The sequence below is a fragment of the Nocardioides exalbidus genome, from assembly GCF_900105585.1.
GTDB classification, from domain to species: domain Bacteria; phylum Actinomycetota; class Actinomycetes; order Propionibacteriales; family Nocardioidaceae; genus Nocardioides; species Nocardioides exalbidus.
Genome location: NZ_FNRT01000002.1, coordinates 211,512 through 232,996 on the forward strand (window position 1 = coordinate 211,512; position 21,485 = coordinate 232,996).

At 72.1% G+C, this 21,485-nt stretch carries 16 protein-coding genes; 3 read left to right on the forward strand and 13 right to left on the reverse strand.

What is annotated here, in order from left to right; genetic code table 11:
• Positions 1-4: 4 nt before the first annotated feature.
• The 9 genes from BLV76_RS01440 to ligD (BLV76_RS01475) all read right to left on the reverse strand — a co-directional run bounded on the left by BLV76_RS01440 (position 5) and on the right by ligD (BLV76_RS01475) (position 9,758).
• The gene (locus BLV76_RS01440) at positions 5-946 is read right to left on the reverse strand and encodes a type II secretion system F family protein (protein WP_090967528.1); all 942 of its coding nucleotides are present in this window, start codon (positions 944-946) and stop codon (positions 5-7) included.
• The gene (locus tag BLV76_RS01445) at positions 943-1,797 is read right to left on the reverse strand and encodes a type II secretion system F family protein (protein WP_090967529.1); all 855 of its coding nucleotides are present in this window, start codon (positions 1,795-1,797) and stop codon (positions 943-945) included. The genes BLV76_RS01440 and BLV76_RS01445 overlap by 4 nt, the downstream gene beginning before the upstream one ends.
• A complete protein-coding gene (locus BLV76_RS01450) occupies positions 1,797-3,041 on the reverse strand; it encodes a TadA family conjugal transfer-associated ATPase (protein ID WP_090967530.1) in 1,245 nt (414 codons plus the stop codon). The genes BLV76_RS01445 and BLV76_RS01450 overlap by 1 nt, the downstream gene beginning before the upstream one ends.
• Before the next feature lie 91 nt (positions 3,042-3,132).
• Complete coding sequence (locus BLV76_RS01455; RefSeq protein WP_090967531.1) at positions 3,133-6,078, reverse strand: hypothetical protein; 2,946 nt, start codon at positions 6,076-6,078, stop codon at positions 3,133-3,135.
• Positions 6,079-6,141: 63 nt separating this feature from the next.
• On the reverse strand, positions 6,142-6,858 hold the full coding sequence (locus tag BLV76_RS22315) for a DUF6891 domain-containing protein (protein WP_217630228.1): 717 nt from the start codon (positions 6,856-6,858) through the stop codon (positions 6,142-6,144).
• Positions 6,859-6,861: 3 nt separating this feature from the next.
• Positions 6,862-7,551 carry a response regulator transcription factor gene (locus tag BLV76_RS01465; protein ID WP_175539521.1) on the reverse strand — a complete coding sequence of 230 codons (690 nt, stop codon included), beginning with the start codon at positions 7,549-7,551 and terminating at the stop codon, positions 6,862-6,864.
• 22 nt (positions 7,552-7,573) lie between these two features.
• On the reverse strand, positions 7,574-7,720 hold the full coding sequence (locus BLV76_RS22320) for a hypothetical protein (RefSeq protein WP_175539522.1): 147 nt from the start codon (positions 7,718-7,720) through the stop codon (positions 7,574-7,576).
• Positions 7,721-7,911: 191 nt separating this feature from the next.
• On the reverse strand, positions 7,912-8,826 hold the full coding sequence (ligD, locus tag BLV76_RS01470; RefSeq protein ID WP_090967533.1) for a non-homologous end-joining DNA ligase: 915 nt from the start codon (positions 8,824-8,826) through the stop codon (positions 7,912-7,914).
• The gene (gene ligD / locus BLV76_RS01475; protein ID WP_245734494.1) at positions 8,823-9,758 is read right to left on the reverse strand and encodes a non-homologous end-joining DNA ligase; all 936 of its coding nucleotides are present in this window, start codon (positions 9,756-9,758) and stop codon (positions 8,823-8,825) included. The genes ligD (BLV76_RS01470) and ligD (BLV76_RS01475) overlap by 4 nt, the downstream gene beginning before the upstream one ends.
• Positions 9,759-9,811: 53 nt before the next feature.
• On the opposite strand from ligD (BLV76_RS01475), the gene ku reads away from it, so the two are divergent.
• Positions 9,812-10,765: a non-homologous end joining protein Ku gene (ku, locus tag BLV76_RS01480; protein ID WP_090967535.1), complete on the forward strand. Its 954-nt coding sequence runs from the start codon at positions 9,812-9,814 to the stop codon at positions 10,763-10,765.
• Positions 10,766-10,947: 182 nt separating this feature from the next.
• Here ku and BLV76_RS01485 read toward each other — a convergent pair whose 3' ends face one another.
• The 3 genes from BLV76_RS01485 to BLV76_RS01495 are packed head-to-tail and all read right to left on the reverse strand — an operon-like array spanning position 10,948 to position 14,929.
• A complete protein-coding gene (locus BLV76_RS01485) occupies positions 10,948-12,384 on the reverse strand; it encodes a carboxyl transferase domain-containing protein (RefSeq protein ID WP_090967536.1) in 1,437 nt (478 codons plus the stop codon).
• Entirely contained in the window at positions 12,381-13,559 is a 1,179-nt protein-coding gene (locus tag BLV76_RS01490) for a CaiB/BaiF CoA transferase family protein (RefSeq protein WP_090972186.1), read from the reverse strand. Before BLV76_RS01490 ends, BLV76_RS01485 begins: the two co-directional genes overlap by 4 nt.
• 8 nt (positions 13,560-13,567) lie before the next feature.
• Entirely contained in the window at positions 13,568-14,929 is a 1,362-nt protein-coding gene (locus tag BLV76_RS01495; RefSeq protein WP_090967537.1) for an SLC13 family permease, read from the reverse strand.
• Between the two features lie 122 nt (positions 14,930-15,051).
• On the opposite strand from BLV76_RS01495, the gene BLV76_RS01500 reads away from it, so the two are divergent.
• A complete protein-coding gene (locus BLV76_RS01500) occupies positions 15,052-15,753 on the forward strand; it encodes a FadR/GntR family transcriptional regulator (RefSeq protein WP_090967538.1) in 702 nt (233 codons plus the stop codon).
• Positions 15,750-16,520: a sulfite exporter TauE/SafE family protein gene (locus BLV76_RS01505; protein ID WP_090967539.1), complete on the forward strand. Its 771-nt coding sequence runs from the start codon at positions 15,750-15,752 to the stop codon at positions 16,518-16,520. The genes BLV76_RS01500 and BLV76_RS01505 overlap by 4 nt, the downstream gene beginning before the upstream one ends.
• A 19-nt stretch (positions 16,521-16,539) precedes the next feature.
• Here the strand turns inward: BLV76_RS01505 and BLV76_RS01510 are convergent, their stop codons facing one another.
• Entirely contained in the window at positions 16,540-21,390 is a 4,851-nt protein-coding gene (locus BLV76_RS01510) for an NAD-glutamate dehydrogenase (protein ID WP_090967540.1), read from the reverse strand.
• Between the last annotated feature and the right edge of the window lie 95 nt (positions 21,391-21,485).

A 21,485-nucleotide genomic window follows, 5' to 3' on the forward strand; every position in this document is an offset into this window, starting at 1 on the left:
CGGATCAGGGAGTGGTGAGGCGCAGGCCCAGGACGCCGGGGTAGAAGGCGAAGAGGATGGTCACCGGCAGCACGAAGAAGACGACGGGCGCCATCATCGCTATCTCCTTGCGGGCGGCGGTCTCGATCAGCAGGCGGCGGCCGGCCTCCCGGACGTCGGCGGCCTGCGCGTGGAGCACGTCGGCGAGCGGGGTCCCACGCTCCATGGCGACGGTGACGCCGGTGGCGAACCGGGCGACGATGGGCAGACCGGTCGACCGGGCGAGGGACTCGAACGCGACGCCGACGGGCTCGCCGGTGCGCACGCGCGCCAGGACCTGGGAGAGGTCCTCCGACAGCGCTCCGCGGCTGCGGCGCACGACCCGGTCGAGCGCTGAGACCGGGCTCTCGCCGGCCGCCACCGACAGCGCGAGCAGCTCGGCGATCGTGGGGAACTCGGTGAGGATCTGGCGCTCGCGCTGCTTGACCTGCGTGCTGAGCCGGTTGTCGCGGAGGAACACCCCGCACACGAACCCGAGGATGCAGAAGACGACCGCCGACCCCGCGCCGCCCACGCCGCCGAGCGCCCGCAGCAGCGCGATCGCTGCGGCGCTGCCGAAGCCGACCAGGCCCCAGACGACCTGCTCGATGCGGAAGTCCTGCACCGAGCGGTCGAGGCCCGCACGCTCGAGGCGACGGCGTACGGACGAGCTGCCGCCCATCACCCGCTCGACGACGTCGGCGGCCGAGCGGAGCACCGGACCGAAGATGCCGGCCGCCGCGGACGTCGGCGACGACGAGGGCTGGCGCAGCGCGGGTCCCTGGTCGCGCGCCGGGAGGTCGCGGAGATAGGGCAGCACGCGGTCGGACAGCTGGGGCCGGCGCAGCACGGCGACCCTGGTGACGACCAGGAGCAGCCCGGCGCCGGCGACGGCACCGAGGAGCGCACCCCACACAGCGGTGCTCACGACAGGATCCGCTTCTCGACGGGGAGCCGGCCGATCCGCATCATCGCGGAGTAGGCGAGCACGCAGACACCGAGCCCGATGCCGAGGACGAGCACGCCTCCGGGCGAGGCGTAGCGCCGGATCGCGGTCGTCTGGAAGGACATGAGGAGCAGCACGATCCACGGTGCGGCCACCGCGAGACGGGCGCCGTTGACCGTCCATGCCTGGCGCGACTCCAGCTCGGAGCGGGTGCGAGCGTCGTCGCGCAGGAACCCGGAGAGGTTGCGGAGCAGCCGCCCGAGGTCGCCACCACCGACGTCGCGCGCGAGCCGGAGCCCCTCGACCACGCGGTCGCCGACGGGGTCGGCGAGCCGCTCCTTGAGCCGGTCGAGGCACTCGCTGAACCGCCCCGTGACCTGGTAGTCGAGGGCGAACTGCGCGAAGTCCGACCGCAGCGCCTCCGGCCCGGTGGTGCCCAGGGCGGAGACGGCGTCGGGCAGCGACAGCCCGGCCCGCACGGCGCTGGCGAGGTTGTCGACCGCCTCCGGCCACACCTCGGCGAAGTCGCGGAGGCGTCGCTGGGCGCGCTGGCGCAGCACCGCGACGGGGAGGTACGCCGCCATGGCTGCGAAGACGACGGCGATCGGCAGCGTGCGCGACACGGCCTGCACGATGGCGAGGACGACGGCGAAGAGCACGACGCAGAGGGTCACCACGCTGGTCGGGGTGACGTCGCCCAGCCCGGCGCGTCCGAGGAGGCGCCGCAGGGCCGAGGACGTCGGCGTGACCGGCCGGGGCGACCGCGGCAGCACGAACGCCGACCACACCAGCAGCAGCCCGACACCGACGCCGAGCCCGACGAGCGCGCCCATCAGTGGTCCCCCGCCGGCCCGGCCGCGAGGACCTCGTGGACGTCGATCCCGACACGCTCGTAGCGCTCGGTCCGAGCCGGGACGCCACCCGTGCGACGCAGCTCGTCGCCATGGCGGACGAAGATCGGCTCGACCTCGATGACGTCGGCCTCCACCCGCCCCGGGACGGAGACGATCTCGTTGACGCGGCGCGTGCCGTCGGCCCCGACGCCGAGGTGCACGACGAGGTCGACCGACGTCGCCACCGTGGGCACCACGAACCGCGCCGAGATGTTGTCGCCCGCGAGCAGCGGGAGCGTGCACATCTTCACGAGCGCCTCGCGCGCGGAGTTGGCGTGGAGCGTGCACATGCCGGGCAACCCGGAGTTGAGCGCGAGGAGCAGGTCGAGGCACTCGGCGGCGCGGACCTCGCCGACGATGATCCTGCTGGGCCGCATGCGCAGCGCTTCCTTGACCAGGTCGCGCAGCACGATCTCGCCGGTCTGCTCGAGGCCGGCCTGACGGGTCTGCATGGCCACCCAGTCCGGGTGGCTGAACCGCAATTCGAAGACCTCCTCGGCGCTGACGACCCGCTCGCCGCCGGGCACGGAGGCGGCGAGGCAGTTGAGCATCGTGGTCTTGCCGGCCTGGGTCCCGCCTGCGACGAGGATGTTCATCCCGGCCCGCACGGACGCCTCGAGGAAACGCGCCGCCTGCGGCGTGAGGCTGCCGAGCGCGACGAGGTCGGCGAGGCGGTGGGCGCGCAGGAGGAACTTGCGGATGTTGACCGCGGTGAAGCCGCGTGTGATGCCCTCGAGCACCACGTGGAGCCGGTGGCCCTCCGGCAGCATCGCGTCGACGAACGGCGTACTGATGTCGAGGCGGCGACCGCTCGACTTGAGCATCCGCTCGACGAGCTCGTCGACCTGGGCGGCGTCGAGGCGGAGGTTGGTGAGCTCGTGGCGACCGCGCCGGGCGATGAAGACCCGCTCCGGCGAGTTGATCCATACTTCCTCGACCTCGGGGTCGTCGAGGAACGGCTGGAGCGGCCCGAAGCCCGCGATCCGGGCCACGAGGTCGCCGACCATCGCGTCGTCGTCGGCCACCGGCGCCACCGCTCCGGTGAGGCTCAGCTCGTCGTGGGCGCGCACGACCTCCTCGGCGATGCGGCGGACGACGACCGCCTCGCGCTGCGGGTCGACGCCTTCGCGGCGGACCCGCTCGCGCACCTGCGCGTCGAGCCGCTCCACGAGATCAACCGCCATGCCCTGCCTCCCCGAGATCGTGCTGGCGTCAAGTTACCCATGACGCACGGCTCGAAAACAGTGCCTCGGTAAAGGTTGTGGACAACGCCGGTCAGGGCTTCGGCAGGGGTCGCACCTCGGCGATGGTCCAGAAGGCGTCGTGGACGAGTGGCTCCCCGAGCCAGCCGGAGACGACCTCGCGGTACTCGAAGGTGTGCTGGTAGGCCGAGTGCGTGGCGACGGTCGGGCCGGGATCGCCCGCCACGCGCGGCGGCACCTCGGCGGTGCGCACGTCGAAGGGCGACGTCCCGTCGGAGAAGACCCGCCAGCCGAGCGGGTCGGAGCGACGATAGAGGTTGCGCCAGCCGTCGACGCCGAGCAGGTCCCACAGCGTGCCGGTGCCGGGCGGGCCGACGGGCGCGTTGCCGCAGTCGGTGGGCACGTCGGGGTGCGCGTCGGAGAAGGTCGGGCTGCCGTGCGTCGGGGTGCCGCCCAGCACCGCGGGGCCGAGCACCCGCGGGAAGATCCGGCCGTAGAGCGCGCGCAGCTGGCTGCCGTACGTCACCAGCTTGACGTGGTCGAGCTCGCGCCGGTCGAGCCGGATGAGGGTCGCCGCCGCGATCAGCGACCCCTGGCTGTGCCCCGACAGGATCACGATGCCGCCGCGCTCCAGTCCCCACCGCACGCGCGTGGTCAGCTCGGGCACCACGCGCTCGGCGTAGCAGGGGGGGCTCAGCGGGTGGGCCGCGCGCGGCCAGAAGGTCGTGAGGTCCCACAGGATGCCGACGGCCTTGCGGGTCGCCTCCGAGCGCCGGACGTAGCTGCTCAGCAGCACCAGGCTCGCGCTCAGCCCGAGCACGACGTAGAGCGACAGGCTCTGCACCAGGTGCGGCAGGTCGCTGCGCCACCCGGGGAAGAGCGTCGCCACCAGGGTGTTGGGCGGGAGCCCGGTCGCCGACAGGCACAGCAACAGCAGCACCGACACGACCGTCATCGCGCCGAGGAGCTCGATCAGCCGCTCGGAGCGGTGGGCGTACGCCGCCCGCAGCCGCTTGCGCCGCACGTCGAGCCGCGACTCCGTCGGCACCCTGTCCTGGACGACGTACGCCTTGATGTCGGCGCCGATGCGACGCTCGAGCCGGGCCGCGCAGGCCAGGGCGATGAGGGCGGCGAGCAGTGCCCAGAGCACCTGCACCACGGGCGCCCAGACCAGCACCTGCGGCACCACGAGCGGGGTGTTGGGCGGGTGCGCGACCTCGACGCGGATCCGGCCGTCCGGGGCGATGGCGACGGTCTGGCCCGTGACGGTCACCTCCGCACCGGAGATGAAGCCGGGTGTCTCCGGGTGGCAGGTGGACGGCACCTGCTCCCCGGCGTCGATCCAGCAGGTGTCGACGAGCCGCATCGTGTCGCCCTCGAGCACCAGCGTCCCGCGTCGTACGACGGTGTCCGGCAGCACCCGGCGCAGCGGGCCGTCGGCGACCTCGGCCGTGCCGACCTCGACGACCCCGCTGACCACCTGCGGGCCGCCGTCGGTCATCGCGACGACGGCGTCACGGAGCACGGCTTCCTCGGAGAGCACGACCACGAGGTCGGGGTCGGCGTTCGCCACCTCGTCGGGCGCGGCCGTGTCACCGACCGCCCGCTGGGCCGACGTCAGGTCGGACACCGACTGGTCGGAGCCGTTGAGGTAGTCGGCGGTGGCCGTGACGGCAGCGGTGGTGAAGAGCAGCGCGATCCAGCCGGCGGCACCGATCAGCACCGCCGCGGCGCCCCCGTTCCACGCCTCCTGCGGGTGGTGGCGGCGCTGGCCGAGCTGCCAGAGGAGCATCAACAGGAAGAAGACGAGCGCGAAGGACCCGGTCACCGCGAGGATCGGGCGCACCTCGGCACCGGTCCGCTCCCCCTCGACGCCGAGGCTCAGCCACGTGGCGAAGGCGGCGGCGGTGACGAAGAGCCCGATGACCAGCCACGAGCCCGCGCGGCTCAGCCGGCCGGCCGCGAACACCGCGATGTTGACCACCGAGATCGCCACGAAGACGCCGATGAACCAGAGGTTGTGGCCGTACCACCCCGCCGAGGAGTCCCACTGCAGGGAGCGCTCCCCCGCCCACGGCGACGCGAGCCACCCGAGCTGCACGACCACCGCCGCGACCGCCAGCCGCAGGAAGTGGCCGGCCCAGTGGTCCGGCGAGCGCTCGTCGTCCTCGACCCCGCGGTGCTCGAGGTCCTGCGGGTGTGCCCGCGCGAGGGCCCCGAAGGCGACCGCCAGGATCACGACCGCAGCCGCCGTCCACCACCCGGGGCGGCCGGCGAGGCGGTCGACCTGCGCGCCGACGTAGGCCATCACGGTCGCGATCGCGCCGGCGAGGTGGATGCGCTGCAGCCGCAGCGTGCGCCGGGTCGAGCTCCAGAAGCGCGGGTCCTGGAGGAGGTGCGACCCGCCGCCGGCCATCTCGCGGCTGTCGGAGCACGCCTCGTAGCGCGCGAGCGACTGGCGCGACAGGAACCACATCACCCCGATGCCCGCGAGCGGCACGACCGCGGCCACGGCGAGGCGCTGGCTCGGGGCGAGGAACATCATGAAGTCGAGGACGCCGGGCAGCACGTCGCAGCTCTTGGTGCCACCGCGGTAGCACTGCCACGCGACGAGGTCGACGGCGATGAAGCAGCCGGTCAGGACGATCATCATGGTCAGCAGCAGCGCCGCCCACCGCACCATCGTGGCGCCCCAGCGGCCCCGGCCGTCGGCGTCGCTCACGTGGAGCCGCGCCCAGTAGGCGAGGTTGACCAGCGCGAAGGGCAGCAGCCCGAGCCAGAGCACCCGCTGCACCCAGCCGAGCGCGCCCTTGACCGCCGAGGTCAGCGCGCCCCAGGAGTACGCCTCGACCGCGTGCCCCGGCTGCAGCTCACGTCGCGGGAGCGGGCCGTCGGACCGGAAGACGCCGGTGATGCCGTCGCCCGCGACCTGCTCGGGGTCCTCGACACCGAGCATGGAGGAGGGCGACGTGCCGTGCACGCCGTGCACACGCAGCTCGAGGGCCGCCCGGATGGCCATCCGAGCATCGTCTGCCCTGGCGGAGTCGACGGTAAAGGACGGCGCCCGAGTGGTCTGGCCCGGTCAGCGGGGCAGCGGCTTGCGCCAGTCGCGGATCGCGACCTCGACCCGCTGGCCGGTGTCGCCGGCCCAGGTGACCTCGAGGCCCCGGGCGCGCAGGGCGTCGGCGACCCGGTGGCCGACCGCGGCGTCGCTCGCGGCGATCACCTCGCCGCGCGCCGACTCGTCGCCCTCGCGCCAGCGGGCCAGGAGCGACTCGTCGACGTCGGGGGCGGGGCAGAACGTGCTGTAGCTGAGGTAGAGGGTGGCCTCGTCGTCGGCCAGCCGCTCGGCGTCCTGCTCGTGGAAGAAGGTGTAGCCCCACTCGCGGAAGGCGTAGTCGCCGTCGGGCACGTCGGCGAGCGGGGTGCGCTCGTCGTCGATCTCGGCCGTGCCGCACGTCTGGCAGCAGGTGAAGCTCATCCGGCCGACGACGCCCTGCTCGGCGAGGTCGGCGAACGCCGCCTCGACCCTGGCGAAGTCGCCCGGGCCGGTCCAGGTGTCCTCGTCGGCCCGGCGCTGGTCCCAGATCTCGCCGACGACGCGCTCGACGCGCGGGTCGCCCTCGATCTCGAGGTAGTCGCCGACCGCGGCCACGACGTCGTCGCGCGCCATGAAGCCCGGCAGCACGCGCTCGCGCGCCGCCTCGCGGACGTCGTCGTCGCTGACGTCGGACGACGCCGAGACGACAGGAGCAGCGGGGGTCGAGGGCGCGCGCCGGAAGCGGTCCAGGAACCCCACGTGTCAGGAGCCGGTCTCGAGCCGGAAGCCGACGCCCCGGATCGCGACCACGCGCTCGCCTGCCTCGGCGGCCTCGAGCTTGCTGCGCAGGCGCCCGATCGTGACGTCGAGCGTCTTCGTCGAGCCGTACCAGTTCTGGTCCCAGACCTGGTTCATCAGCGTCTCGCGCGGCACGACCTTGTCGTGGTTGGACGCGAGCACCGCGAGGACGTCGAACTCCTTCGCGGTCAGCGCGATCTCCCGCTCGCCCAGGTGGACGCGGCGCGACGCCGCGTCGATCTTGAGGCCCGAGGAGGTCGTCACGGTGGTGTCGTCGGCCGGGATCAGGGCGCTGCGCCGCAGCAGTGCGCGCACGCGCGCGAGGAGCTCGGCGAGACCGAACGGCTTCGCGAGGTAGTCGTCGGCGCCGACGTCGAGGCCGACGACGCGGTCGAGCTCACCGGCGCGGGCGGTCACCATGATGATTCCGCCCAGATATCCATCAGATCGCATCTGGCGACAGACGTCGATCCCGTCCATGTCGGGAAGGCCCAGGTCGAGGATGACGACTGCCGGCCCTTCGTCGATCACGAAGCTCACCGCTTCTGCTCCACCCGAGACTCGACTGACTTCGTAGCCCTCACGTTCCAGGGTGCGCATCAGCGGGAGGGCGATGTCTTCCTCGTCCTCAACCACCAGTACGTCGTGCGCCATGCCGTTGAGCATAGAGGGCGGGTCAGCGGTTGGTGGCGTGAATCCCCGAGTCGCCCAGCGGGGTGATGCTCGTCTGGGCCGGCGAGGCGGGGGTGTCCTCGCCGGGCCCGAGAACGACGCCGCCGGCAGCAAGGATCACCGCGATGGGGATCAGCAGGATGCGGGACATGGGTAAAGAGTGCGTTTTCCAGATCCACGAGAGACCCTCAAAGCGGTCACGCAGGGCAAAAGATTCGAAGAATCCGGGCACCTTCGGACACGACCGGGCAGTCCACGGTGCCTTCGAAAATCCTTGACAATCGCTGTCCAGCATTCGGGCGTGTCCGGGCACGATCGGGCAGGCGGACCACACCAGGCGCGTCAGGCCCCGAACACGTCGCCGAGCTCGGCGACCCGTTCCAGCACCTGGTCGAAGGTGAACTGGTCGAGCGCGAGGTCGTCCTCCGCGCCCTCCTCGACCTCCTCCCACGTGAGCGGGGTGGCGGCGGTCGGCTTGTCGCGCCCGCGCAGGGAGTACGGCGAGACGGTGGTCTTGGACCCGGAGTTCTGCGACCAGTCGAGGAAGACCTTCCCCGGGCGCTTCGCCTTGGTCATGGTCGCGGTGACGAGGTCGGGGTGCTCCTTCTGCAGCTCCTCGGCGACCTCCTTCGCCAGTGCGGTCGTGCCGTCGCTGTCGAGCGACTTCCGCCCGGTGTCGGGCAGCGCGGCGTAGAGGTGGAGGCCCTTGCTGCCGCTCGTGACCGGAGTGCACCCCAGGTCGCGCTCGGCCAGCGCATCGCGGACCATCAGCGCGACCTGCGCGCACTCGTGCAACCCGGCAGGCTCGCCCGGGTCGAGGTCGATGACGAGGCGGTTGGGCTTGCGCGGTCTCCCCCTCGCGTCGACCGTCCACTGGTGGACGTGCAGCTCGAGCGCGGCGAGGTTGGCCATCCAGGTCAGCGTGGCGAGGTCGTCGCAGATCGGGAAGCGGAGCGTGCCGTCGCCCTTGCCGGTGCGCGAGCCGGTCGTGGAGACGGTGGCCGTACGCACCCACGACGGCGTGCCGGCGGGAGCGTTCTTCTCGAAGAAGCTCGACCCCTCGACCCCGTGGGGCCAGCGGATGCGGGTGACGGCGCGGTCCTCCAGGTGCGGCAGCAGCACCGGCGAGACCTGGGCGTAGTAGTTGAGCACCTCGCCCTTCGTGGTGCCGGTGCGCGGGTAGAGCACCTTGTCGAGGTTGCTGATCGTCAGCGTGCGGCCCTCGACGTCGACGTGGACCTCGTTGGTCGGGCTCATGCGAGGTCCTCCGGGGAGAGGTCGTCCCGGACGCCCTGGAAGGACGGCTGGCGGAGCCGCTCGTAGCCCAGCCCGTGGGTGTCGATGTCGACCACGACGCGCGGCTCGACCCAGAAGGTGCCGTCGGCGTCGACACGCGGGACCTCGTCGGCGAAGGGGTTCGTGTCGCTGCTCAGCGGGGCGAGGAGGCTTGCGAGCCGGGTGGCCGTCGCGCCGGCGATGCCGCTGCCGACACGTCCGCGGTAGAGCAGGCCGTCGGGGGTCTGCTCGCCGACGAGCAGCGCGGCCAGCCGGTGCGTCGTACCGACCTGGGGGCGCCAGCCGCCCACGACGAACGAGCCGCGGTGGCGGTGGGCGAGCTTGCGCCAGTCCTCGCTGCGCTGGTCGAAGCGGTAGCGCGAGGTCCGGCGCTTGCTGACCACCCCCTCGAGCCCCTGGGCGAGGGTGGCGTCGAACAGCATGTCGCCGTCGTCGTAGGCCGGTGGCACCTGCCAGGTCGACTCGGCGAGCGGGAGCTCCTCCAGCAGGGCGCGACGCTCCTCGAGCGGGCGGCCGGTGAGGTCCTCGCCGTCGAGGCGCAGCAGGTCGAAGACCATCAGCGTGGCCGGGACCGTCTTCACCAGGCGCGCGACCTCCGTGGTGTTGCGCAGGTGCATGCGGTGCTGCAGGACTCGGAAGTCGGGGACGCCGCGCTCGTTGAGGGCGATGACCTCGCCGTCGACCATCAGGTCGCGCGTCCCCAGCGGCGGGGCGCTCAGCTCGGGCCACGCGGCGGTGACGTTGTTGTTGTTGCGGCTCGTCATCCGCGCCACGCCGTCGCGGACGTCGACCAGCACGCGCACGCCGTCCCACTTGACCTCGTGCAGCCACTGCGCGCCGGTCGGCACGCGGTCGGTCTTGCTGGCGAGCATCGGGCGCACAGCTGCAGTCAATCAGGTCCTCGTCGCCGGTCCCCTGTGTCGGCGCGGAGGGATATCGTCGTCGCATGCGAGCGATCTGGAAGGGCGCGGTCTCCTTCGGCCTGGTCAGCGTGCCGGTGAAGCTGTATGCCGCCACCGAGAGCCACGACGTGTCCTTCCGGCAGGTCCACGCCAAGGACGGCGGCCGGATCAAGTACCAGCGCGTCTGCTCCCTCGACGGCGAGGAGGTGGCCTACGCCGACATCGCGAAGGGCTACGAGACCGAGGACGGCGAGATGGTCATCCTCACCGACGACGACATGGCCGAGCTGCCGTCGACGTCGTCGCGCGAGATCGCCGTGGAGAAGTTCGTGCCGCGCGAGCAGATCGACCCGCTGCTCTTCGAGAAGTCCTACTACCTCGAGCCCGAGGGCCAGGGCGCCAAGCCCTACGCCCTGCTGCGCCAGGCCCTCAAGGACGCCGACCGGATGGCGGTCGTGACGGTGGCGTTGCGCCAGCGGACGACGATCGCGGTGCTGCGCGTGCGCGAGACCGAGGCCGGCGAGGTCATCGTGCTCCAGACCATGATGTGGCCCGACGAGGTGCGCGTCCCCGACTTCAAGGTCGAGGTCGACGACGCCAAGCCGCAGGAGGTCAAGATGGCCCACATGCTCGTCGAGACGCTGGCCGGCGACTTCGACGCCTCCGAGTTCGAGGACGACTACGCCGGCGCCGTCGAGGCGCTCGTGAAGTCCAAGATCGACGGTGGCGAGATCAAGCGCACCGAGACCTCGACCAAGACCTCCGGCGAGGTCGTCGACCTGCTCGCCGCCCTCCAGAAGTCCGTCGCTGCGGCGAAGACCGCGCGTGGCGAGGAGTCGGACGACTCCGACGCGCCCGCGGCCAAGAAGTCGGCGGCCAAGAAGTCCCCGGCGAAGAAGACGGCCGCCAAGAAGACCGCCGCCAAGAAGACCGCCGCCAAGAAGTCGGCCGCGAAGAAGTCGACCTCCAAGAAGGCCGCGGCGAAGAAGGCCAGCTGAGCCTGCCGCCGGCGCGCGGTCGTCGTACTCCTGCTGCGGGCGGTGAGTGAGCCACATTCCGAGAGCGCCGGATGTGGCTGTGACACCGCCTCGTCCGGGCCGCGCAACGACACGCCGCCCAGCGGTGCGTGACCCACATTCCCGACTCGTGGAATGTGGCTCACTCACCGCTCCACACCGGATCAGGCGCTGAGCGAGCGCAGCCGGGCCCCGATCTCGGCGGCCACCGCAACCGCGAGGTCGGCCGGCGACTCGCCGTCGACCTCGGGCACGACGTGCTGGACGACGCCGTCGGCGAGGAGGTCGGTCGCCCGGATGTGCTGGCGGGAGGCCATCTCGGGCGCGTGCGTCACGTCGCCGTGCACGATCAGGCTCGCGCCCTCCGGCGGGAGCGGGGAGAGCCACGCGTGCTCAGTCGCGACGACGGTGCGCGCGGGCAGGAAGGCGAGCGCCCCTCCCCCGCAGCCCTGGCCGAGGATCACCGACACCGTCGGCACGCTCATCGTGGTGAGGGTCGCGATGCACCGCGCGATCTCGCCGGCGATGGCGCGCTCCTCGGCCTCGGGGGAGAGCTCGGCGCCGGGGGTGTCGATGATGCTGACCAGCGGCAGCCCCAGCTCCTGGGCCAGGCGCATCCCGCGCCGGGCCTCGCGCAGCGCGCCGGGCCCCATCGCGTGCCCGGGCGTCTGGCGCGAGCGGTCCTGGCCGATGACGACGCACGGCTGGTCGTCGAGGCGGGTCAGGGCGACCAGGACCGTCGAGTCGCGCTCGCCCTCGTCGGTGCCGCGCAGCTGCAGGGTGCCGGTGGCGCCGTGGGCGAGGAGGTCGCGCACGCCGACCCGGTCCGTACGCCGGGTGCGCTCGACGCTGTCCCACGCGGGGTGGTCGCCGATCGGGAGCGGCTCCCGCGCGGTCAACCGGCCGGGGCCGGGGCCGTCCACGAGCACGGCGAGGGCCTGGTCGAGCATCTCGGGGAGTTGCTCGGCGGGGACGACGCCGTCGATGACGCCGGTGGCGGCGAGGTTCTCCGCGACCTGGACGCCCGGGCGGAACGGCCGGCCGTGGAGGCCCTCGTAGACCTTCGGCCCGAGGAAGCCCACCAGCGCTCCGGGCTCGGCGACGGTGACGTGCCCGAGCGAGCCCCACGAGGCGTAGACGCCGCCGGTGGTGGGGTGGCGCAGGTGCACGAGGTAGGGCAGGCCGGCCGCCCGGTGGTCCATGAGCGCGCGGGAGATCTCGACCATCCGCACGAAGGCGGGGGTGCCCTCCTGCATCCGGGTGCCGCCCGACGCGGTGCTGGCCATGAGGGGCAGGCCCTCGGCGGTGGCACGCCGGACGGCGGAGGTGATCCGGTCCGCGGCGACCCGGCCGATCGAGCCGGCGAGGAAGCGGAACTCGTTGACCACCACCGCGACCGGCCTGCCACGGACCTCGCCCTGGCCGGTGAGCACCGACTCGTCGGTGCCCGCCTTCTCGGCGGCCGCCTCGAGGGCGGCGCGGTAGCCGGGGTCGGGCGAGGAGTCGGCGTACGACAGGTCGATCGGCTCGTCCCAGGAGACGAACGAGCCCTCGTCGAAGACCAGGTCGAGCAGCTCGTGGGCGGTCCAGCGCTTGGTCACCGGCTGCCCCCGGACGACACCCAGGAGCGGATCGACTCGGAGTGCTGGTCGAGCAGCGGCGGCGCGGTGTGGTCGGTGCGGGTCACCTCGTCGCCGGTCGCGTCGAAGAACCGCAGGGGCGGGCCGGGCAGCGTGAGCCCGCCCAGCGTCGGGTGCTCGACGTCGACGAGCAGCCCCTGGCTGGCGACCTGGTCCCACTCGTAGACCTCGTCGAGCGTGCGGACCTTGCCGGCCGGCACGCCGACCTCGGCCAGGCGCGCGAGCAGCGGCTCGGAGTCCCAGTCGGCGAAGACCTCCTCCACGACCTCGATCACGCGCTCGCGGACGGCGACCCGCTCGCTGTTGGTGGCGAGTCCCTCGGCATCGGGGTCGAGCCCGAAGCCTGCGCAGAACTTCTTCCAGAGGCCCTCGCTGCCGAGCGCGATCTGCACCGCACCGTCGCGGCAGCGGAACAGCCCGTAGGGCGCGATCGAGGGGTGGTGGTTGCCCTGCGCCCGGCCGACCTCGCCGGCCACGGTCCACCGGGTGCCCTGGAAGGCGTGCACGCCGACGACGGACGCGAGCAGCGACGTACGCACGACCTGGCCCTTGCCCGTGGAGGCCCGCTCGTGGAGCGCGGCGAGGATGCCGTAGGCGCCGTACATCCCGGAGAGCAGGTCGGCGATCGGTACGCCGACGCGCTGGGGGTCGTCGGGACCCGAGCCCGTCAGCGACATCAGCCCGGCCTCGCCCTGGGCGATCTGGTCGTAGCCGGCGCGGCCGCCCTCGGGCCCGTCGTGCCCGAAGCCGGTGATGGAGAGGACGACCAGCCGCGGGTTGCGGCGCATCAGCTCCTCGATGCCGAGGCCGAGCCGCTCGAGCACGCCGGTGCGGAAGTTCTCCACCAGCACGTCGGCGCGGTCGACGAGTCCGAGGAGCACCGCCTTGTCGCCCTCGTCCTTGAGGTCGAGCGCGATGGACTCCTTGTTGCGGTTGGTGCAGAGGAAGTACGTCGACTGGCGGGCGTCGGGCTCGCCGACGAACGGCGGGCCCCAGCCGCGGGTGTCGTCGCCGGAGCCCGGCGCCTCCACCTTGACGACGCGGGCGCCCAGGTCGCCCAGCATCTGGGTGGCGTGCGGGCCCGCGAGCGCGCGGGTGAGGTCGACGACGAGGAGGTCGGAGAGAGGACCGGTCATGTTGTTGTTCACCATCCGGGGAGTACGAGGGCGGCCCACACGAGCAGCGGGCCGACGAGGGTCACGATCGCGGCGTAGCCGAGGATCTGCTTGTAGTAGGTGGTCTCGCCGATGTTGTCGGGCCGGTTGGCCAGCATCAGCGCGCCGTTGGTGCTGAACGGGCTCACGTCGACGATCGTCGAGCTCACGGCGAGCGCGGCGACGAAGAGCCCGGCGGACAGGCCACCCTCGGCGACCAGCGGGATGGCGATCGGGATGATCACCGGCAGCAGGGCGGTCGAGGAGGCGAACGCCGACACGATGCCGCCGACGTAGCAGAGGATCAGCGCGCCGATGGCGGCCGCACCGAGCCCGGCGGCCCACTTGCCGACGAACTCCGGGGAGCCGGCGGTGGTGAGGATCGTGGCGTAGGTGCTGACGCCGGCCACGAGGAGCACGGTCGGCCAGGCGATCTGCTTGACGGTGTCCTTGTAGGCCTTCGGCGTGAGGATCGAGAGCACGACGGCAGCGGTGATCGCGGCGAAGCCGATGTTCTTGTCGAAGACCAGCGCGACGACGGCCACGGCGACGAAGGCCAGCAGCGTCAGGGTGTGCTCGAGCGTGGTGCCGGCATCGCCCGGGTTGGGGGTCCCGGTGCTCGGGCTCGCGCCGGTGGCCGACTGCGCGTCGGTGCGGTCGCGACGCGTCGTACCACCGGTTCCGGACCCGGCGGCGACGGTTCCACCACCGGCCATGACGAGCTCGCCCTCGCCGTCCATCCGCAGCTTCATCAGCTTCCGGCCGCCGAGCACGATGAACAGGATGGCCGCCATCACGGTGTTCACCAGCAGGCTGGAGAGGAAGATCGTCATGTGCGAGGCGCCCATGCCGGCGTCCTCCATCACCGAGTTGGTGATCGTGCCGTAGATCGAGATCGGCGAGAAGCCACCCGCCTGGGCACCGTGGACGACGAACATGCCCATCATCAGCGGGCTGATGCCGTAGCGCCCGGCGAAGCCGAGGGCGATCGGGCCGATGATCGCGCACGCCGCGGGGCTCGCGGCCCCGATGGCGGTGATCACGGCGGTGACCGCGAACATCACCCACGGGATCAGGGCCACGCGGCCGCCGACGGAGGCCACGGCTGTTCGCACGATCAGGTCGACCGTGCCGTTCTGCCGTGCGATCGCGAAGAGATAGGTGACGCCGATGAGCGTCAGCACCAGGTCGGCACTGATGCCGGCGAGGATCTCCTTCTCGTCGAGGTTGAGGGAGTACATCCCGACGAGCCACGCGGCGACGTAGGCCAGCGCTCCCATGTTGATCGGCAGCAGTGTGCCGACCACGAACAAGGCGACCAGGGCGATGATCGCGATCCATTCCGGACCCATGACGAACCTCCGAGCTTCCAGAGTCGAGAGCCGGGCGCGGGGATCGGGGGGTGGTCCTCGTCACAGTTGGCTCAGTGGCCTAGCCAATAGGACAATGAGCCGGTAGTCAATAGTGTGTGCTCATGTCCGACTCGTTCCCCCCGCGGCTGCTGCGCACCCGCCTCTACGAGCAGGTGGCCGGCCAGATCTCCGCGTGGATCGACGACAACGGGCTGCGGGCCGGCGACAAGCTGCCGCCCGAGCGCGAGCTGGCCCAGCGCCTCGGCGTCAGCCGCGCCACGCTGAGCCAGGCGCTCGTCGCGCTGGAGGTCGTGGGGGTCGTGGAGGTACGCCACGGCGACGGGACCGTCGTGACCGAGCGCCAGCAGCAGTCGACCCGCATCGTCGAGGCGATCCGCAGCCACGCCGACCGGCTCCCGGAGATCATCGAGACCCGCGACGCGCTCGAGACCAAGATCGCCGCGCTCGCCGCCGCCCGCCGCACCGACGACGACCTCGCCCGCATCGACGACGCGCTCGCCTCCATGGCCGCCGACATCGAGGCGGGAGGTCGTGGCGTCGAGGGCGACGAGCGCTTCCACGGCGCCGTCACCGCGGCCTCGCACTCGCTGCTGCTGGCCCGGTTGATGGACGAGATCGGCGACCTCATCAAGGAGACCCGGATCGAGTCGCTCGGCCAGCCGGGCCGCCCCCAGGACTCGCTGGCCGGGCACCGCGCGATCGCCGAGGCGATCCGCGCCGGTGACCCCGAGGCCGCGTCCGAGGCCATGCACGCCCACGTGGCGATGGTCAGCGACGTCGCCCTGCTGCGCGAGCAGCCGTGACCGCACTCGAGGCGCTGCTGGTCCTGGTGACCGGGTTCGGCGCCGGCGTGCTCTCCTCCACGGTCGGCGTCGCCTCGCTGCTGAGCTTCCCGGTCCTCGTCGGGCTCGGGCTGCCGCCGGTGGTGGCCAACGTGTCCAACACCCTCGGCCTCATCCCCGGCGGCGTCGGCGGCGTCGTCGGCTACCGCGAGGAGGTCCGGGAAGCCGGTCGGATCGCCTGGATCATCATGCTGGTCTGCGCCGTCGGTGCAGTGCTCGGCGCTGCCCTGCTGCTCGGCCTCCCGCCGGGCGTCTTCGAGACGATCGTGCCGTTCCTCATCCTCTTCACCTGCCTGCTGGTCGGCATCCAGCCGCGCGTCGCGGCCTGGCTGCGGGCCCGCCACGAGCGCCTGCACGGCGAGCAGCTCGCCGAGCGCCGCCACATGTCCCCCACCACGACGTTCTTCGCGACGGTCACCGGTGTCTACGGCGGCTACTTCGGCGCCGGCGCGGGCGTGATGATGGTGGCTGTCCTCGGACTCGGCACCGACCTCGAGCTGCGCATCGTCAACGGCCTCAAGACGCTGTCGCTGATGGTCGGCAACATCGTCGCCGGGCTGATCTTCGTCGTCGTCGCCGACCCGCGCTGGGACGTCGCCGGACTGCTCGCCGCCGGCTCGCTCGTGGGCGGCTACGTCGGTGCCCGCATCGGCCGCAAGCTGCCCGACGGCGTCTTCCGGTGGTCCGTCGTGGCGGCCGGCATCGTGGCCGCGGTCCTGCTGCTCTGACCGCCCTCCGGGCGACGGATCAGGACAGCAGGCCGCGGACCACGCGCAGGCCGACCGACAGGCGCGCGAGCTCGGCGGTCTCCTCGCGGCAGATCTCCTCGAGGGTCGCGGCCGAGCGGCCGATGAGCTCCTCGTCGGCGTCCTCCCACGCGGCCACCCGGGCGGGTGCCGCGTCGTCGGCGCTGGTCGACTCGAGGACCTGGGCGGTGAGCTGCTGGTGCACGCCGTAGAGGTCGTCGCGCACCGCGGCGCGGGCCATCGTCTGCCAGCGGTCGTCGCGCGGCAGGGCGAAGATCCGCTCGACCAGGGCGGGCAGGCCCAGCCGCTCCCCCAGCGCGAAGTGGACGCGCGCCACCGCGACCGGGTCGAGGTCGAGGCGGTCGGCGGTCTCCACGATGCCGAGCAGGGCGTACGCCGGCGACAGCACCGCGACGCGCGAGGCGAGGTCGTCGCCGATGCCCGCGTCGGTGAGCCGCTTCTGCCGGGCCAGGTAGTCGTCGAGCTCGCGCCCGCTCATGATGCCGGGCAGCGCGGCCATGACCGTCTGCACCCGGGACTGGAAGAACTCGACTGTCGCGATCGAGTCGAGGGGCGGGCGCCGGTTGGAGACCAGCCAGCGCGAGGCGCGCTCGACGAGCGTGCGCATCTCGATCCGCATCCGGGTCTGCCGCTCGGCGGGCACCTCGTTGTCGAGGGAGGCGATCTCCTGGCGCAGCGCGAGCGAGCCGAAGATCTCGCGGGCGACGAAGTTCGCGCGGGTGAGGTCGGCCGGGCTGGCGCCCGTCTCCCCCGCGAGCCGCGGCCAGAAGGTCATGCCGGCACCGTTGACCAGGTCGTTGACGACCTGGGTCACGATGATCTCGCGGCGCAGCGGGTGGTCCTCGATGGCCGCGACCAGGTCGGGCACCATCTGCCTCGGGAAGTAGGCGAGCAGGTCCTCGCGCAGGTAGGGGTCGTCGGGCAGGTCGGACTCGATGAGCTCGTCGGCGAGCACGATCTTGGTCCACGCCATCAGCACCGAGAGCTCGGGGCCGGAGAGCGCCTGCTTGCGGTCGAGGCGCCGCCGGACCTGGCGCGTCGTGGGCAGTCCCTCGAGGTCGCGGTTGAGCACCCCGCGCCGCTCGAGCGCGCGCATCCAGTCCTCGTGCACGTGGAGCAGCGACGGGGCGTGCGCCTCGGCGTTGGCGAGGGCGAGGTTCTGCTCGTAGTTGTCCTTGAGCACGAGCTCGCCGACCTCGTCGGTCATCTCGGCGAGGAGCGCGTTGCGCGCGGTCTCGTCCATCTCGCCGGACCGCACGACGCGGTCGAGCAGGATCTTGATGTTGACCTCGTGGTCGGAGGTGTCGACACCGGCGGAGTTGTCGATGAAGTCGGTGTTCATACGGCCGCCGCTACCGCCGACGCCGTACCTCGCGTACTCGACCCGGCCGAGCTGGGTGAACCCGAGGTTGCCGCCCTCGCCGATGCACCGGGCGCGCAGGTCCTCGCCGTTGACGCGGATCGCGTCGTTGGCCTTGTCGCCGGCGTGGGCGTCGGTCTCCTCCGACGCCTTGACGTAGGTGCCGATGCCGCCGTTCCAGAGCAGGTCGACCGGCGCCAGCAGGATCGCCTTCATCAGCTCGGCGGGCGTCAGCGCCGTGGTCGACGACGGCAGGCCGAGCACCTCCCGCACCTGCGGGGACACCGGGATGGACTTCGCCGTGCGCGGCCACACCCCGCCGCCCTCGGAGATCAGCGAGGTGTCGTAGTCCTTCCAGCTCGACCTCGGCAGGTCGAAGAGCCGGCGGCGCTCGGCGTAGGACGAAGCGGCGTCGGGCGCCGGGTCGATGAAGATGTCGCGGTGGTCGAAGGCCGCGACCAGCCGGGTGTGCTCCGAGCAGAGCATCCCGTTGCCGAAGACGTCGCCGGACATGTCGCCGATGCCGACGGCCGTGAAGTCCTCGGCCTGGCAGTCGATGCCCATCTCGCGGAAGTGGCGCTGGACCGAGACCCAGGCGCCCTTCGCGGTGATGCCCATCGCCTTGTGGTCGTAGCCGACGGAGCCGCCGGAGGCGAAGGCGTCGCCCAGCCAGAAGCCGTAGTCCTTCGCGACGCCGTTGGCGATGTCGGAGAAGGTCGCGGTGCCCTTGTCGGCCGCGACGACGAGGTAGGAGTCGTCACCGTCGTGGCGTACGACATCGGCCGGGGGCACCGTCTCGCCGCCGACGAGGTTGTCGGTGATGTCGAGCAGGCCGGAGATGAAGGTCTTGTAGCAGGCCACGCCCTCGGCCAGCCACGCGTCGCGGTCGGACGGGTCGGGCAGCTGCTTGCAGAAGAACGCGCCCTTCGCGCCGACCGGCACGATCACGGTGTTCTTCACCATCTGCGCCTTGACCAGGCCCAGCACCTCGGTGCGGAAGTCGTCGCGCCGGTCGGACCACCGCAGGCCACCGCGGGCGACCGCGCCGAAGCGCAGGTGCGAGCCCTCGACGCGCGGGCTGTAGACGAAGATCTCGTAGCGCGGGCGCGGCTCGGGCAGGTCGGGGATCGCGGACGGCTCGAGCTTGAACGAGATGTAGGGGTGGAGCTCGCCCTCGGCGGTGCGCTGGAAGAAGTTGGTGCGCAGGGTGGCGCGCACGAGGGTGAGGTAGGACCGCAGGATGCGGTCGTGGTCGAGGCTGACGACCTCGTCGAGCGCCCTGGCGAGCTTCTCCTCGATCGCCTCGACCTTCGCGACCCGGGCCTCGGCGTCGGCCTCGAGGACCCGGTCGCGGCCGGGGTCGAAGCGCGACTCGAAGAGCTCGACCAGCAGCCGCGTGATGTCGACGTTGCTGCGCAGCGCCTCCTCGATGTAGTCGAGGGCGAAGGGCGAGTTGCCCTGCTTGAGGTACTTCGCGTAGGCCCGCAGCACCGTCGCCTGGCGCCAGGTGAGCCCGGCCGCGAGGACCAGCTGGTTGAAGCCGTCGATCTCGTTGAAGCCGCTCCAGACCGCGGCGAGCGCGTCGGCGAACTTCGTCCGCTCGTGGGGCGGCAGCGAGCGCCCGTGGCGGAGCCCGAACTCGTAGATGAAGGACGGCCGCGACAGCCCGCTCAGGACGTACGGCCGCTCGTCGACGACCTCGACGCCCATCGACGTGAGCATGGGCAGGATGGTCGAGAGCGACAGCGGCTCGCCGACCCGGAAGATCTTGAGCCGGGACTCGCCACGTCGGTAGACGCCGCCCTGCTCGTCCTGGTCGAAGAGCGCGAGGTCGATCCCCTCGTCGCCCTCGATCGCCTCGATCCGGCCGAGGTCGGCCGAGGCCCGCTGCGGGTTGTAGTCCTCCTTGTAGGCCTCGGGGAACGCGCCGGCCCAGGCGCGCGCGAGCTGGGCGCCGTGGTCCTCGCCGTGCTCGGCCACGACCGCCGCCGTGAAGTCGTCGCGCCACGAGCGCGAGGCCTCGATGAGGCGGTGCTCGAGCTCGGGGACGTCGATCTCGGGGATCTTCCTTCCCTTCGGCGGGTGCACGACGAAGTGCACGCGCGCGCTCGTCGACTCGTTGAGCCGCACGGTGAACTCGATGTGGTCGCCGCCGAGGTCCTCGCGGAGGATGTCGGAGAACCGCTCGCGGACCGCGGTGCTGTAGCGGTCGCGCGGCAGGTAGACGAGCACCGAGACGTAGCGCCCGTAGGTGTCGCGCCGGACGAACGCGCGCAGCTGGCGGCGCTCGCGCGCGAACATGACGTCCTGCACGACCGGCGCGAGGTCGGCCGGCGAGGTGTGGAAGAGCTCGTCGCGCGGGTAGTTCTCGAGGGTGTCCATCAGCGCCTTGCCGGCGTGGCTGCGCGGGTCGGAGCCGGCGCGGCGGAGCACCTCCTTCACCTTCTCGCGCAGCACCGGGATCCGGGTGACCGACTCGGTGTAGGCGGCACTGGAGAAGAGGCCGAGGAAGCGGCGCTCGCCGACGACCTCGCCGTCGGGGCCGAACGTCTTGACGCCGACGTAGTCGAGGTACGCCGGACGGTGCACGGTCGCCTGGGAGTTGGCCTTGGCGAGGACGAGCAGCGTCTTCTCACGGGCCTTCGCCTTCACGAGCGGGGGCAGCTTGGCGAAGGCGCTGGAGAGGTCCTGGTCGTGGCGCAGGATCCCCAGGCCGGTGCCGGGGACGGCGCGGAGACCGCACTCGTCGGGGTCGGCGTCGTCGACCTCGAGGACATACTCGCGGTAGCCGAGGAACGTGAAGTGATCGTCGGCGAGCCACGCCAGGAAGTCACGGCCGGTCCGCAGCTCGTCCGCGGGGAGCGGCGGCGGGGCGGAGTCGAGGTCCGCGACGACCGACAGCACCTGGGCGTGCATCTTGTTCCAGTCCTCGACGGACTCGCGGACGTCGCGCAGCACCCGCTGGAGGCCGTCGGTGACCTCGGCCGCCTCCTCGTCGTCGAGCCGGTCGATCTCGACGTGCATCCACGACTCGGCACCCTCGTGTGAGTCCGCGTCGGGCTCCTGGGCGTGGACGTGCTGGAGCTCGCCGGTGATGTCGCGCTCGACGTTGAACTGGGGGTGGATGACGGCGTGGACGTTGTGCCCGAGCCGGCTCAGCTCCATCGTCACCGAGTCGACGAGGAACGGCATGTCGTCGGTGACGACCTCGACCACCGAGCGGCCACCCGCCGACCAGCCCGACTCGGCCGTCGTCGGGGTGACCACGCGGACCGCCGCGGTGCCCTGCGGGCGGGAGACGGCGTGCTCGTAGTGCGAGCCGAGGGCGCCGAAGAGGTCCTCCGGCGACCGCTCGCCGACCTCCTCCGGAGCCACGTGCCGGTAGTAGCTGCGGAGCAGGTCGCCCCACTCGGGACGGGCCTGAGCCGCCGCGTCGAGCTGCTGGTCCTTGGTCTCCTCGGGAGTCGCCACGCCCCGACACTAGAACCCCTCAGTGACGGTCACAACACGGGGTCGTACCCGCGCGTCGGCTCCGTCGTTGGGCCATGATGGACGCCGGATCCGGG